This is a genomic window from Xanthomonas translucens pv. cerealis, from assembly GCF_006838285.1.
In the GTDB taxonomy this organism is placed as follows: domain Bacteria; phylum Pseudomonadota; class Gammaproteobacteria; order Xanthomonadales; family Xanthomonadaceae; genus Xanthomonas_A; species Xanthomonas_A cerealis.
Window position 1 is genome coordinate 112,641 of sequence record NZ_CP038228.1, and the last position, 14,417, is coordinate 127,057.

Genomic DNA, 14,417 nt, shown 5'->3' on the forward strand with positions numbered 1-14,417 from the left:
CTCCCGCAATGCACTGGGTGGACAGGCCGCAAGTCCCCTGCAGAGCGATTTCAGCCGCGACGAACGAAGCGGTTGTCCTTACGGACTCCGGCGGCCTGCGGACCCGGCGGCGGCCGTAGCGGCCGCCGGTGCGTTTCCCGAATCCGGCGTTGCGCAGCCCGATGGCTGGCAGGCCGGCGTGCGGTTCACTCGTGCGCTTCCTCGGCCGGCACCGAGCCATGCGCCTGCAACCGTTCCACCACCGCACGCGCGGCCGCATTGGTGGAAATGCCCTGGCCGGGTGCGGCCAGGTCGGCGGTGAAGGCGTGCGCGTTGAGCGCGGCGTCCACGGCCTGTTCGATCGCCTCGGCTTCGGCGTTCAGGCCCAGCGAGTGGCGCAGCAACAGCGCGGCGCTGAGGATGGTGGCGTAGGGATTGGCGATGCCCTTGCCGGCGATGTCCGGGGCCGAACCGTGGATCGGCTCGTACAGGCCGATCCGGCCTTCGCCCAGCGACGCCGACGGCAGCAGGCCCAGCGAGCCGGCCAGCATCGAGGCCTCGTCGGTGAGGATGTCGCCGAACATGTTTTCGGTGACGATCACGTCGTACTCGCGCGGCTTGGCCAGCAGGTGCATCGCCATCGAATCGACCAGTTGGTGCTCCAGGCGCACGTCCGGGAATTCGTCGCGGCCGATGCGCGCGGCCACGTCGCGCCACAGCCGCGAGGTCTCCAGCACGTTGGCCTTGTCCACCGAGGTGACGTGGTTGCGGCGCTGCTGGGCGAGGCGGAACGCGCTGCGCAGCACCCGCTCGATCTCCTCGACGCTGTAGCGGCACAGGTCGCTGGCGTCGGTGGCGGTGCGGGTCTTGTCGCCGAAATAGATGCCGCCGGTCAGCTCGCGCACCACCACGATGTCCACGCCGGTGAGCAGGTGCGGCTTGATCGGCGAGGCGTCCAGTGCCGCCGGATGCGGCTTGACCGGGCGCAGGTTGGCGAACAGGCCCAGGCCGCGACGGATCGCCAGCAGGCCCTGCTCGGGACGGATCTTGGCGTTGGGGTCGGACCACTTCGGCCCGCCGACCGCGCCCAGCAGCACCGCATCGGCCTGCTGGCAGGCGGCCAGCGTCGCCGCCGGCAGCGGCTCGCCATGGCGGTCGATGGCGATGCCGCCGATGTCGTGTTCATGGAACTCGAAGCTGTGCTGGTAGCGGCGGGCGATGGTGCGCAGCACCGAGACGGCGGCGGCGGCGACTTCGGGGCCGATGCCGTCACCGGGAAGGACGACGATGTCAGCGTGCATGGGTGGCCTCGTACTGGTCGATGGCGGGTTGGCGCAGCAGCAGGTAGCCGAGCTCGTCGACGCCTTCGAGCAGGCAGGTCTGCGAGAACTCGTCGAGCGGGAACGGATAGACGCGGCCATCGGGCGTGCGCAGTTCGCGCGCGGCCACGTCCACGGTCAATGCGTCGTCCGGGCGCTGCATCAGGGTCTGCACGTCGGCCTCGTCAAGCACGATCGGCAGCAGCCCGTTCTTGAGGCTGTTGTTGCGGAAGATGTCGGCGATCTCGCTGCTGACGATCGCGCGCAGGCCCAGGTCGGTCAGCGCCCACGGCGCGTGTTCGCGCGAGGAGCCGCAGCCGAAGTTGCGCCCGGCCAGCAGGATCTGGCGGCCGGCGTTCTGCGGCTGGTTGAATGCGAACTCCGGGTTCGGCGTGCCGTCGGCCTGCCAGCGCCAGTCGTTGAACGCATTGCGGCCGAGGCCGGCGCGTTCGGTGGTGGACAGGAACCGCGCCGGGATGATCTGGTCGGTGTCGATGTTGGTCTGGCGCAGCACCACGCTTGCCGAGGTGAGGGCGGCGAATCCGGCCATCAGCAGGTCTCCTGGGACACGATGGCGGGGGCGGCGACGGCTGCGTCGGGCAGCGTCGCCGGCGGCAGCGCCGGGGTGGGGAAGTGCGGCGCCAGCAACGGCTTGCCGCGATGGGCGAAGGCGCGGGTGGTGGCGGCCACGAAGGTCAGCGTGGCCGCGAACGTGGCGATGTGCGGCACCATCAGGCGACCTCCGCGAACAGCGTGCGCGGGTCGCTGACCTTGCCGTTCACCGCGGCCCAGGCCGCGGTCATCGGCGAGGCCAGCAAGGTGCGTGAGCCGGGACCCTGGCGGCCTTCGAAATTGCGGTTGCTGGTGCTCACCGCCAGTTGCCCCGGCGCGACCAGGTCGCCGTTCATCGCGATGCACATCGAGCAGCCGGACTCGCGCCATTCGGCGCCAGCGGCGCGCACCACCTCGTGGATGCCCTCGGCCTCGGCCTGGCGCTTGACGATCTCCGAGCCCGGCACCACCAGCATGCGCACGGTCGGCGCGACGCGGCGGCCGCGCAGCACCTGCGCCACTTCGCGCATGTCGCTGAGCCGGCCGTTGGTGCACGAGCCGACGAACACCACGTCCACCGGGGTGCCGATCAGCGCGTGGCCGGATTCGAAATGCATGTAGTCCAGGCCCTTCTGCGCCGCCGCGTCCTGCGCCGCCGGAATCGGCACGTCCACCGCGATCGCGGTGCCCGGGTGGGTGCCCCAGGTCAGGGTCGGGCGGATCTCGCGCGCGTCGATGCGCACGTCCACGTCGAAGCGCGCGCCGGGATCGCTGCGCAGCTGCGACCAGCGCTGCACGGCAGCGTCGAACTCCGCACCCTTGGGTCCGCGCGGCGTGTTCGCCATCCAGTCGAAGGTGACCTGGTCCGGCGCGACCATGCCGGCGCGTGCGCCGGCCTCGATCGACATGTTGCACAGGGTCATGCGCTGCTCCATGTCCATCGCCTCGATGGTGGAGCCGCGGTACTCCAGCACGTGGCCGGTGCCGCCGTTGACCCCGATCACGCCGATGATGTGCAGGATTACGTCCTTGGCGCCAACGCCCGGCGCCAGCGGCCCGTCGACGGTGATCGACATGGTCTTGGCCTTGCGCTGCAGCAGGCATTGGGTGGCCAGCACGTAACCGACCTCGCTGGTGCCGATGCCGAACGCCAGCGCACCGAACGCGCCGTGGGTGGAGGTGTGGCTGTCGCCGCAGACGATGGTCATGCCGGGCTGGGTGAAGCCCTGCTCGGGCGCGATCACGTGCACGATGCCGCGGTTGTCCGAGGCCATGTCGAACAGCTCGATGCCGTAGTCGGCGCAGTTGCGCGCGAGCATGTCCACCTGCGCCTCGGAGGCCTTGGTGTAGTAAGGCAGCTTGCCGTCGGCACCGCGCGGCAGGGTCGGCGTGGAATGGTCCATCGTCGCCTTGGTGCGGTCGGGCCGGCGCGGCGCCAGTCCGCGCGCCTTCAGTTCGGTGAACGCCTGCGGCGAGGTCACCTCGTGGATCAGGTGCAGGTCGATGTACAGCACCGCCGGGGCGGTGGCGCTTTCGGGGACGACGACGTGCGCGTCCCACAGTTTGTCGTACAGGGTGCGTGGGGCTGGGTTCATTGCCGATAACCTTGCGTGGGTCTGGAACGAGCGGGCGTCAGGCGTCGGCCAGGGCCGGCACCATGGCGTGGAAGCGCAGGCGGACGTCGTCGGCGCTCCAGCGGTCGCGATCGTCGCATAGCGTTGGCGTCAGCAATGCGACGGCGTTAGCGAGAATGTCATGTCGTATGGCGGCGTTCAGGCCTGCCAGAAACGGGGCGGCGAACGTGCGCAGCCAGCCGGCCATGCCGGTCGGCAGCGGCGTGGGGCGCGCCAGCGATGCGCTCTGCCGCAGGCGCTGTTCGCCCGGCCGTGGCGCCAGCAGGTCCAGCACCGGTGCGCCCGGCACCGGCACGAAGCTGGCGTCGCCAGCCTCGCCCTGCGCGTTGCAGCGCTGGCCCTCGGCCGGCAGCATGTTCGCGCGCATCGGCTCAGGCTGCGGTGCTAGCGGCACGGGTCTGCGCGCCCTGGCGCTGGCGCAGCACGCGGTTGGCCACGTCCAGCCAGGCCAGCGCGCTGGCCTCGATGATGTCGCGGCTGGTGCCGGTGCCGTCGTATTCGGTCTCGCCGTGGCGAACGCTGAGGTTGGCCTCGCCGCGCGCGTCGGCACCGATGCCGACGCTGTGCACTTGGTAGCTGTCCAGGGTCAGCTGCACGCCGGTGGCCGCGGCCAGTGCGGCGAACAGCGCATCCACCGGGCCGTCGCCTTCGGCGTGTTCGCTGACCCGCTGGCCGTCCGGATCGGACAGCTCGACCTGCGCGCTGGCGCGCTGGCCGCGGTCGCTGACGGTCATCGACGACAGCCGGTAGCCCTGGCTTTCCGGCGCGTCCTGCATCATCGCCTGCAGGTCTGAGTCGCTGACCACGCGCTGCTGCTCGCACAGCGCCTTGAACGCCTCGAACGCCAGGATCAGTTCGGCTTCTTCCAGCACGTAGCCCAGCGCGCGCAGGCGCTGCTCGACCGCGGCGCGGCCGCTGTGGCGGCCCAGCACCATCTGCGAGGACTCCCAGCCCACGTCTTCCGGGCGCATGATCTCGTAGGTGCTGCGGTGGCGCAGCATGCCGTGCTGGTGGATGCCCGACTCGTGGGCGAAGGCGTTGCCGCCGACGATCGCCTTGTTGCGCTGCACCGGCATGCCGACCAGCCGCTGCAGCAGCTGCGAGCTGGCGACGAGGCGCTGGGTGTTGATCGCGGTGTCGATCCCGTAGAACGCGCCGCGTACCTTCAGCGCCATCGCGATCTCTTCCAGCGCGCAGTTGCCGGCGCGCTCGCCGATGCCGTTGATGGCGCATTCCACCTGCCGCGCGCCGGCTTCCACCGCGGCCAGCGAGTTGGCCACGGCCAGGCCCAGGTCGTTGTGGCAGTGGGTGCTGAAGATCACCCGCTCGGCGCCGGACACGCTGGCGATCAGTCGCGCGAACATGCCGTGGATCTCTTCGGGCGTGGTGAAGCCGACCGTGTCCGGCAGGTTGATGGTGGTGGCGCCGGCGGCGATCGCCACTGTGGTCACTTCGGCCAGGAAATCCTCTTCGGTGCGGGTGGCGTCCTCGGCCGAGAACTCCACGTCGTCCACGTACTGGCGCGCCAGCGATACGTGCTTGCGTATCGATTCCAGCACTTGCTCGCGGCTCATCCGCAACTTGTGTTCGCGGTGCAGCGGGCTGGTCGACAGGAACACGTGCAGGCGCGGCCGGGCCGCCGCCTCCAGCGCGCGCGCCGATGTCTCGATGTCGGTGGCCAGGCAGCGCGACAGTACCGCCAGGGTCGGCTCGCGCAGTTCGCGGCCGATCAGCGCCATCGCCTCGCGGTCGGACTGCGAACTGGCCGGGAAGCCGGTTTCGATGATGTCCACGCCCAGCTCGGCCAGGGCGCGGGCCATGACCAGCTTCTGCTGCGGGGTCATGCTGCAGCCGGGGGATTGCTCGCCGTCGCGCAGGGTGGTGTCGAAAATGCGGATGCGGGGGGTCTGGGAAGAAGCAGAAGTGTTCACCAGATGGTTTCCTCTACGGCGGCGGTGGCTGGCGGATGGGGGAGCGAAGACGCGGGGCGAGCTGGAGCGGGCGGTGCGGCGGCACGTTGGTTGCGAAGTCGCTCGGCATTGCGGCGGCGCGGCTTGCGCGGCGCGCGCGGGCGCACCTCCGACAGCAGCGTCGCCAGCACGCCAGCGTCGATATTGCCACCGGACACCACCGCGCATTTGCGCTTGCCGGAGACGCGGCGGCCGGCCGCCAGGGCCAGCGCGCCGGCGCCCTCGGCGATGACGTGCTCCTCCAGCGCCAGGCGGACCAGCGTTTCGCGCAGTTCCGCCTCGCGCACGATCACCACGTCGTCGAGCAGGCTGGCGCACAGCCGGCGGGTGATGAACCCGGGGATTTTAACCTTGACGCCGTCGGCCAGGGTGGGCACCGGGTCGATCGCGCGGATATCGCCGCGGATCGCCCGCGCCATCGAGTCCACGCCCTCGACCTGGGCGCCGACGATGCGCACGCCCTGGGAGCGTAGCGCCAAGGCCACCCCGGCGGCCAGGCCGCCGCCGCCGATCGGCACGATCACCACGTCCGGGGCGTGCGCGGCCAGCTCGATGCCGACCGTGCCCTGGCCGGCGATCACGTCCGGGTCGTCGAACGCGGACAGGAAGCGATAGCCGTTTTGCTCGGCCAGTTCGCGGGCGAAGGCGTAGGCCTCGTCGTAGCTGTCGCCGTGCTGGCGCACGGTGGCGCCCCAGTGGGCGACGCCGGCGATCTTGGTCTGCGGCGCGCCGTGCGGCATCACCGTGATCGCCTGCACGCCCAGGCGGTGCGCGGCCCAGGCCACGCCCTGCGCATGGTTGCCGGCCGAGGCGCAGATCACGGTGCGCTCGTCGCCGCGTTCCAGCCCGGCCAGCAGCGCATTCAGTGCGCCGCGCACCTTGTAAGACCCGGTGCGCTGCAGGTTTTCCAGCTTCAACCACACCCCGAAACGCTCGGCATAGTGCACCGGCGTCGGCGGCAGGTACCGGCGCAGCCGCGCCTGCGCGGCCAGCACGTCGGCGACGCTGACCGCGACGTCGCCTACGTCGGGTTCCTGCGGGGCGGGGCGGCCGGGGTCAGGCATGGGGCGGACGCGGGACCAGGGACCGGGGACCGAGGACCCGGAAAATGGGGTTGCCGCGAAGAAGCAACCTCCACGGAAGAAGGCCCCTCCGCGGGCGGGCATGCAAACGAGCGGAAAAACGCGGGCAGCGCGCGCCGCTCAAAACGCCCGCAAGGCCCAGCCCCGGTCCCCGGTCTCCGGTCCCCGGTCCCGACAGCTTCATGGCGCTACATCCAGCGCAGTCACCCGCACCGACTCACAGTCGTATACCTTCTCCATCTGCAGGCGCAGGCTCTCGCCGGGGCGAGTGCCGTCCACTACCATCTGCAGGTGCCAGCGGCCGGCGTCGTCGGGCGCCGGCGCGCCGCGAATCGACAGCGGTGCGAAGCCGCGCCGCTCGGCCATGCCGATCGCGCGCAGCAGCGCGCCTTCGACCGGCTTCAGCACCAGGTCAAGCTGGTATCGCATGGACGGTCTCCTGGCGCTGGGTCGCGGGATTGCTCTCCAGCATGGTGCTGTTGGCGGTGTTCGGCGGCACCAGCGGCCACACGTTGGCGCGCGCGTCGATGGCCACGTGCAGCAGCGCCGGACCCGGTTGCGCCAGCAGTTCGGCCAGGCCGTCCTCGACCTGGCCGCGCGCGGTGATGCGCTTGGCCGGGATGCCGAACACCTGCGCCAGCGCGGCGAAGTCCGGGTTGTCGGACAGGTCGATCTCGCTGTAGCGCTCGGCGAAGAACAGCTCCTGCCACTGCCGCACCATGCCCAGCGAACTGTTGTCCAGCAGCACGATCTTCACCGGCAGCTTGCAGCGCGCGATGGTCACCAGCTCCTGCACGTTCATCATGAAACTGCCGTCGCCGCTGACCAGCACCACGGTGCGGTCGGGACAGGCGAACTGCGCGCCCATCGCCGCCGGCAGGCCGAAGCCCATCGTGCCCAGCGCGCCGCTGGTCAGGTGGTTGCGCGGATGGTTGAAGCGGCAATGCTGGGCGACCCACATCTGGTGCTGGCCGACGTCGCAGGCGATCACGGTGTCGGCCGGGGCCAACTCGCTCAGTCGCTTCAGCAGGCCGGGCGCGTAGATGTCGTCGCCCGGCGCGTCGTAGCGCGCGCCGAACTTTTCGCGATGGCCGACGCAGCGCGCGTGCCACGCCTCGCAGGTGCTGGTCGCCGCGCTCAGCGCGCGCAGCGCCTCGGCCACGTCGCCGGGCACGGCGATGTCGGCATGGCGCAGCTTGGAGATCTCGCAGGCGTCGGCATCCAGGTGGATGACCCGCGCGAACGGGGCGAACTCGGCCAGCTTGCCGGTAGCGCGGTCGTCGAAGCGTGCACCGACCACGATCAGCAGGTCCGACTCCTGCACCGCCATGTTGGCGGCGCGGGTGCCGTGCATGCCGAGCATGCCCAGGTAGTGCGGATGCCCGTGCGGCAGCGCGCCCAGCCCGCGCAGCGTCAGCACGGTGGGGATGCGGGTGATGTCGATGAACTGGCGGAACGCGTCCACCGCATTGGCCAGGGCGATGCCGCCGCCGCCATAGATCACCGGCTTGTCGGCGCCGGCGATCGCCGCCAGCGCCTCGGCCAGGGCCGCGGCGTGCGGTGCCGGCGGAGCCGGGACTGCGGCCGGCACGTGGTCGGGCAAGTGCGACGCGTCGCCCAACTGCACGTCCTTGGGCAGGTCGATCAGCACCGGCCCCGGACGGCCTTCGCGGGCGATGCGGAACGCGTCGCGCAGCACCTGCGGCAGGTCGTCAACGCGGCGCACCAGGAAGCTGTGCTTGACGATCGGCAGGGTCAGCCCGAACACGTCCAGTTCCTGGAACGCATCGGTGCCCAGCAGCGGCGTGGCGACCTGCCCGGTCAGGCAGATCATCGGCACCGAGTCCAGCATCGCGTCGGCGATGCCGGTGACCAGGTTGGAGGCGCCCGGACCGGACGTTGCGACGCAGACCCCGACCCGCCCGCTGGCGCGGGCGTAGCCGTTGGCGGCCAGCGCCGCGCCCTGCTCGTGGCGGACCAGGATGTGCTTGAGCTGGCTGTCTACCAGCGCGTCGTAGAACGGCATGATGGTGCCGCCCGGATAGCCGAACAGCGTGTCCACGCCTTCGGCTTCCAGGGCCTGCGTCAGCCAGCGCGCGCCGTTGCGGGGCGTGCCGTGAGCGGAGGAGTTCATACGGTGGCGACCTTTCGGTGGAAGCGGGTGGGGGAGCCGCGGGTTACGCGGTTTGGCCTGACGCGGCAGGCTTGGCGGCAGCGGCAGCGGCAGCGGCGTCGCCGTTCAGCCAGACCATCTTGGCGCGCAGCTGCTTGCCGACCACTTCGAGCGGATGTTGCAGGTGGGCCTGCTTGAGCTTGGTGTAGTGCGGCAGGCCAGCTTGATATTCGGTCACCCAGTTCTTGGTGAAGGTACCGTTCTGGATGTCGGTCAGCACGTCGCGCATGCGCTGCTTGGTGGCTGCGTCGACGACCCGCGGGCCGCTGACGTAGCCGCCGTACTGCGCGGTCTCGGAGATGAACTCGAGCATGCGGGTGATGCCGCCTTCGTAGAACAGGTCCACGATCAGCTTCAGTTCGTGCAGCACTTCGTAGTAGGCGATTTCCGGCTGGTAGCCAGCTTCCACCAACACTTCGAAGCCGGCCTGGACCAGCGACGAGGCGCCGCCGCACAGCACCGCCTGCTCGCCGAACAGGTCGGTCTCGGTCTCTTCCTTGAAGGTGGTCTTGATCAGGTTGGCGCGCGCGCCGCCCAGGCCGGCGGCGTACTCGAGCGCGAACTGCTCGGCCTTGCCGCTCTGGTCCTGGTACACCGCCCAGATGCACGGCACGCCGCGGCCGATCTCATACTCGCGGCGCACCAGCGCGCCGGGGCCCTTCGGCGCGACCAGCACCACGTCCAGGTCGGCGCGCGGCTTGATCATGTCGAAATGCACGTTCAGGCCGTGCGCGAACAGCAGGCAGGCGCCCTGCTTCATGTTCGGCGCCAGCACCTCGTCGTACAGCTTCTTCTGCACCATGTCCGGGGTCAGCACCGCGACCAAGTCGGCGTCCTTGACCGCTTCGGCGGGACTCTTCACCACGAAGCCGTCTGCCTGCGCCTTGGTTTCGGTCGGGCCGCCCGCGCGCAGGCCGACAGTGACGTCGAAGCCGGACTCGCGCAGGTTCAGCGCGTGCGCGCGGCCCTGGCTGCCGTAGCCGACGATGGCGATCTTGGTGGTGGGCTGGGTGGAACTGGTCATGGGGCTGATTTCCTCGGGACGGTGTAGGTGGGAGGGGAAACGTGTGTTTCGCGGTTACTAAAATGAAAAACCCCGCGCCGTTGCCGGTGCGGGGTCTGATCGAATCCAGGCTGCTTGTCGCTTACACGCCGATTCGTCCCGCACTTGTGGGCGAGGTAATAAGCACGAGTACGAGGAGCGACGCGGCGGCGTCGGCGCGCAGGCGGGTCGGCTTTGGGCTGGTGTGGCGATGCAACATGCGGCGAGATAAACATGGCCTTTAAGGGGCTGTCAACCCTGTCGCCGCTGCGAAACCGCGAATGTGCCGAAAGCCGCGCCAGGACAGCATCGTTACGCCTGAAACAGTGAGCGGGCGCGAAACCCACGCGGCCGATTGCGCGGAAAATCGGCGCCTCGCGCGGCTGCCATGTGGCGTCTGCAGGCGGCCCGGCCTGCAGCGGCGCACGGCCAGGAAACGGCGGCGCCTGGGTTGCTTTGCCAGCGTACAGGCACGACCACGCCTTCGCCTGAATCCGCACGGCAACGGACATGACGCCGATCCCGATTGTGGCAGTGTCGCTCAGCTTGCACGTGGCAGCCGATACCATGGCCAAAGGATTCCTTGAGGGGAAGACGATGTCGTTGTTCACACGCAGTCCCGGCGCCGATGCCGGACACGCTGCCGCCTTGCCGGATGCACCGGTGGCGTTGCTGCGGCTGGACCCGCAGGGACGCGTCGCTGCCGCCAATCGGGCCGCGCTGGACCTGCTTGGGGTGCGTGCGGAGGTCTTGCTCGGCGAACCCAGCGAAGCGGTGTGGGGCCTGCCGCTGGCGGCGCTGGCCGGCACCGAGGGCAGTTGGCTGGCGTCGGATACCGATCCGGCGCGGCGCGTGCGCTACCAGCGCGATCGCGACGGCGAGGGTTGGCTGCTGTCGCTGCCGCATGCGGAAACCGCTGCGCTGCTGCGCGACGTCGCCCTGCTCGGCGCCGGACAGGTGCAGGGCGCGACCAGCCCGGCGCTGCAGGCGCTGGCGCAGCGGCTGCAGGCCGGCGAGCAGGCGCAGGCCTTGCTGGACCGGGTCGGTGAGCGCCTGACCGGTTGCGACTTGGACCTGGGGCTGAGCACGCCGCTGTCCGCGCAGGAAACCGAGGCGATGGCCGGGCGGCGCCTGTCGGCCGGCTTCGGCAATCTGGCCGAGGCGATCCGCCAGGCGGTGGCGCTGTCGCTGCAGATCGCTGCCGACGTGCCGCACGTGGTCGCCGAGAACGAAGAGCTGGCGCAGCAATCGCAGACCCAGATGGAGGCGCTGCAGACGGTGGTGGCGACCACCCGGCGGCTGCTGCAGGGCCTGCAGGAGATGGACCAGGAGCTGCGCGCGGTGATCGCGGTGGCGGCCAGCGCCGACGACAGCGCGCGCCAGGGCGCGGAAGCGGCGCGTGCGCTGGGCCAGGCGATGCGCGAGGTGGAGCGGCGCTCGGCGCGCGCCACCGAGGTCATCGAGGTGATTGACGCGGTCGCGTTCCAGACCAACATCCTGTCGATCAACGCCAGCATCGAGGCGGTGCACGCCGGCGCCGCCGGGCGCGGCTTCGCGGTGGTCGCCAGCGAGATCCGGCGCCTGGCCGAGCGCGCCGCCGCCGCCGCGCGCGCCGTACGCGTCATCATCGGCGAGACCGGCAGCGCCTTGCAGGACAGCGCCGCCTCGGCGCAGCGCACCGAGCAGGTGCTCGGCGGCATCGGCCAGTTGCTCGGCCGCGCCAGTGCGGCGATGGAAACCGTGGCCACCCGCGTCGCCGCGCAAGGCGAAGAGATCGGCGGCATCGACCGTGCGGTCGCGCATGTGGTCGGACTCAGCCGCAGCAACCTGGAGCATGTCGCGCGCGTGGTCGAGCGCAGCGCGGCGCTGGCTGCCGGCAGCACCACGCTGCATGATTGCGTGGGCCTGTTCCGCTTGCCGTCCGATCCGATGCAGCAGCCGCGGCACGCGCGCATTCGCGAACTGGCGACGGCGACCGCCGGCAGGATCGGGCAGGCGCTGGCCGATGCGGTCGCACGCGGCAGCATCGGCGAGGACGCGCTGTTTTCCACAGACTACACGCCGATCGCTGGAATCGATCCGCCCAAGTATCGCACCGCCTTCGATGCGCTGTGCGACGAACTGCTGCCGCCGTTGCAGGAGCCGCTGCTGGCCGCGCACCCGTGGATCGTGTTCGCGATCTGCGCGAACCCGGATGGTTACGTGCCGACCCACAACCTGCGCTTCAGCCAGCCGCTGAGCGGCGATCGCGCCCGCGACCTGGTCGGCAACCGCACCAAGCGCATGTTCGCCGATCGGGTCGGGCGCAGCGTCGGCCGTCACACCGAGCCGTATCTGTTGCAGGTGTATCGGCGCGATACCGGGCAGATCCTGTTCGACCTGTCGGTACCTGTGTACGTGCGCGGCCGCCACTGGGGCGGATTGCGCGTGGCCTACGTGCTGGAATGAGCGCCGCGGCGAACGCCGCACAAAAAACGCCACCGGTGTTGCGCCGGCGGTAGCGATCGGGTCCGGTTGTGCGCCGATTCAGCTGCGCCCGGTTGGCGTCCGCCGCAGAAACGGGTCTAATAGCCGAAGAAGCGGGGGTACCGTCGGCGCAGGCCGCGGTTGAGACAGTCCCTTCGAACCTGATCCGGTTGATACCGGCGTAGGGAAGCTTCGCAAGCCTGGTCCGTGCGCTGTCGCGCCGGTGCCGTGCCCGCGCCGCCGCTTCGTCCGTGATGCGAGTCCGCTCGCAACCGTCCGCACCCGTTGCGGGCTTCCAGAACCAGGACGAATGCCGATGAATGCCGTACCCAGCCCGTTGTTGCAGCAGGCCGATACCTTGTCCGAGTCGGTGACCCGGCCAATCCCCGGTTCGCGCAAGATCTTCGTGCAAGGCTCGCGTGCCGACCTGCGCGTACCGATGCGCGAGATCCAGCTGACCCGCACCCCGACCCTGTTCGGTGGCGAGGACAATCCGCCGGTCACCGTCTATGACACCTCCGGTGCGTACACCGATCCGGACGCGGCGATCGATCTGCGCGCCGGCCTGGCGCCGCTGCGCGCGCGCTGGATCGAAGAACGCGGCGATACCGCGGCGCTGGCCCAGCTCAGCTCCGATTTCGGCCGCGGCCGCGAGCACAACGCGCGGCTGGATCCGGTGCGCTTCCCGGCCCGGCACCTGCCGCGGCGCGCGCTGGCCGGCGCCAACGTCACCCAGATGCACTACGCGCGGCGTGGCATCGTCACCCCGGAGATGGAGTTCGTGGCGATCCGCGAGAACCAGCGGCTGGAGGCGGTGCGCGATGCGCTGCTGCGCCAGCAGCACCCCGGCGAGGCGTTCGGCGCCAGCATCCAGCACGTCATCACTCCCGAATTCGTGCGCGAGGAGATCGCCCGCGGCCGCGCCATCCTGCCCAACAACATCAACCATCCGGAAAGCGAGCCGATGATCATCGGCCGCAACTTCCTGACCAAGATCAACGCCAACATCGGCAACAGTGCGCTCAGCTCGGGCATCGCCGAGGAAGTGGAGAAGCTGGTGTGGTCGATCCGCTGGGGCGGCGACACGGTGATGGACCTGTCTACCGGCAAGCACATCCACGAGACCCGCGAGTGGATCATCCGCAATTCGCCGGTGCCGATCGGCACGGTGCCGATCTACCAGGCGCTGGAGAAGGTCGATGGCCGCGCCGAGGAGCTGACCTGGGAGATCTTCCGCGACACGCTGATCGAGCAGGCCGAGCAGGGCGTGGACTACTTCACCATCCACGCCGGCGTGCTGTTGCGCTACGTGCCGCTGACCGCCAAGCGCGTTACTGGCATCGTCTCGCGCGGCGGCTCGATCCTGGCCAAGTGGTGCCTGGCGCACCATAAGGAGAACTTCCTCTACACCCACTTCGAAGACATCTGCGAAATCATGCAGGCCTACGATGTAGCCTTCTCGCTGGGCGACGGACTGCGCCCGGGCTGCATCGCCGATGCCAACGACGCGGCGCAGTTCGGCGAATTGGAGACGTTGGGCGAGCTGACCAGGATCGCGTGGAAACACGACGTGCAGACCATGATCGAAGGCCCCGGCCACGTGCCGATGCAGTTGATCAAGGAGAACATGGACAAGCAGCTGCGCGAATGCGGCGAGGCGCCGTTCTACACGCTGGGGCCGCTGACCACCGACATCGCGCCCGGCTACGACCACATCACCTCGGCGATCGGCGCGGCGATGATCGGCTGGTTCGGCACCGCGATGCTGTGCTACGTGACGCCAAAGGAACACCTGGGCCTGCCCAACCGGCAGGACGTGCGCGACGGCATCATGGCCTACAAGATCGCCGCGCATGCGGCCGACCTGGCCAAGGGCCATCCCGGCGCGCAGGTGCGCGACAACGCACTGTCCAAGGCGCGCTTCGAATTCCGCTGGGACGACCAGTTCCACCTTGGCCTGGATCCGGAAAAGGCCAAGGAATTCCACGACGAGACGCTGCCCAAAGATGCGCACAAGCTGGCGCATTTCTGTTCGATGTGCGGCCCGCACTTCTGCTCGATGAAAATCACCCAGGACGTGCGCGACTACGCCGCCGAGCATGGCGTTGGCGAGACCGACGCGCTGCAGGCCGGCATGGCCGAGAAATCGGCGCAGTTCCTGGAGGCCGGCGCCGAGGTCTACCGGCAGGGATAGGCTCGG

Annotated in this window: 12 protein-coding genes and 1 riboswitch; of the genes, 2 read left to right on the top strand and 10 right to left on the bottom strand. The window is 69.9% G+C overall.

All coding sequences use genetic code 11. The features are described from left to right. Positions 1–185: 185 nt before the first annotated feature. The 10 genes from leuB to ilvC form a co-directional block, all read right to left on the bottom strand. On the bottom strand, positions 186–1,280 hold the full coding sequence (gene leuB, locus E4A48_RS00455) for a 3-isopropylmalate dehydrogenase (RefSeq protein ID WP_039005945.1): 1,095 nt from the start codon (positions 1,278–1,280) through the stop codon (positions 186–188). Further along, positions 1,270–1,848, bottom strand: a complete 579-nt coding sequence (gene leuD / locus E4A48_RS00460) for a 3-isopropylmalate dehydratase small subunit (RefSeq protein WP_009606967.1) — start codon at positions 1,846–1,848, stop codon at positions 1,270–1,272. The genes leuB and leuD overlap by 11 nt, the downstream gene beginning before the upstream one ends. Beyond that, positions 1,848–2,030 carry a hypothetical protein gene (locus E4A48_RS00465; protein ID WP_039005944.1) on the bottom strand — a complete coding sequence of 61 codons (183 nt, stop codon included), beginning with the start codon at positions 2,028–2,030 and terminating at the stop codon, positions 1,848–1,850. Before E4A48_RS00465 ends, leuD begins: the two co-directional genes overlap by 1 nt. Then, complete coding sequence (gene leuC, locus E4A48_RS00470; protein ID WP_039005942.1) at positions 2,030–3,445, bottom strand: 3-isopropylmalate dehydratase large subunit; 1,416 nt, start codon at positions 3,443–3,445, stop codon at positions 2,030–2,032. The genes E4A48_RS00465 and leuC overlap by 1 nt, the downstream gene beginning before the upstream one ends. 37 nt (positions 3,446–3,482) lie before the next feature. Continuing rightward, complete coding sequence (locus tag E4A48_RS00475; protein ID WP_230812707.1) at positions 3,483–3,839, bottom strand: methyltransferase; 357 nt, start codon at positions 3,837–3,839, stop codon at positions 3,483–3,485. 16 nt (positions 3,840–3,855) lie between these two features. After that, positions 3,856–5,415, bottom strand: a complete 1,560-nt coding sequence (locus E4A48_RS00480; RefSeq protein WP_142741678.1) for a 2-isopropylmalate synthase — start codon at positions 5,413–5,415, stop codon at positions 3,856–3,858. Continuing rightward, positions 5,412–6,518: a threonine dehydratase gene (locus E4A48_RS00485; RefSeq protein ID WP_039005939.1), complete on the bottom strand. Its 1,107-nt coding sequence runs from the start codon at positions 6,516–6,518 to the stop codon at positions 5,412–5,414. Before E4A48_RS00485 ends, E4A48_RS00480 begins: the two co-directional genes overlap by 4 nt. Positions 6,519–6,716: 198 nt before the next feature. Continuing rightward, on the bottom strand, positions 6,717–6,965 hold the full coding sequence (locus E4A48_RS00490) for an ACT domain-containing protein (protein WP_009606991.1): 249 nt from the start codon (positions 6,963–6,965) through the stop codon (positions 6,717–6,719). Then, positions 6,949–8,670 carry an acetolactate synthase 2 catalytic subunit gene (gene ilvG / locus E4A48_RS00495; protein ID WP_039005938.1) on the bottom strand — a complete coding sequence of 574 codons (1,722 nt, stop codon included), beginning with the start codon at positions 8,668–8,670 and terminating at the stop codon, positions 6,949–6,951. The genes E4A48_RS00490 and ilvG overlap by 17 nt, the downstream gene beginning before the upstream one ends. Before the next feature lie 43 nt (positions 8,671–8,713). Then, complete coding sequence (ilvC, locus tag E4A48_RS00500) at positions 8,714–9,733, bottom strand: ketol-acid reductoisomerase (RefSeq protein WP_039005937.1); 1,020 nt, start codon at positions 9,731–9,733, stop codon at positions 8,714–8,716. 615 nt (positions 9,734–10,348) lie between these two features. Here ilvC and E4A48_RS00505 point away from each other — a divergent pair. Both E4A48_RS00505 and thiC read left to right on the top strand, forming a co-directional pair. After that, entirely contained in the window at positions 10,349–12,199 is a 1,851-nt protein-coding gene (locus E4A48_RS00505) for a methyl-accepting chemotaxis protein (RefSeq protein WP_142741679.1), read from the top strand. 123 nt (positions 12,200–12,322) lie between these two features. After that, positions 12,323–12,423, top strand: a riboswitch (TPP riboswitch). A gap of 110 nt (positions 12,424–12,533) precedes the next feature. Further along, the gene (thiC, locus tag E4A48_RS00510) at positions 12,534–14,411 is read left to right on the top strand and encodes a phosphomethylpyrimidine synthase ThiC (protein WP_039008955.1); all 1,878 of its coding nucleotides are present in this window, start codon (positions 12,534–12,536) and stop codon (positions 14,409–14,411) included. Positions 14,412–14,417: the final 6 nt, after the last annotated feature.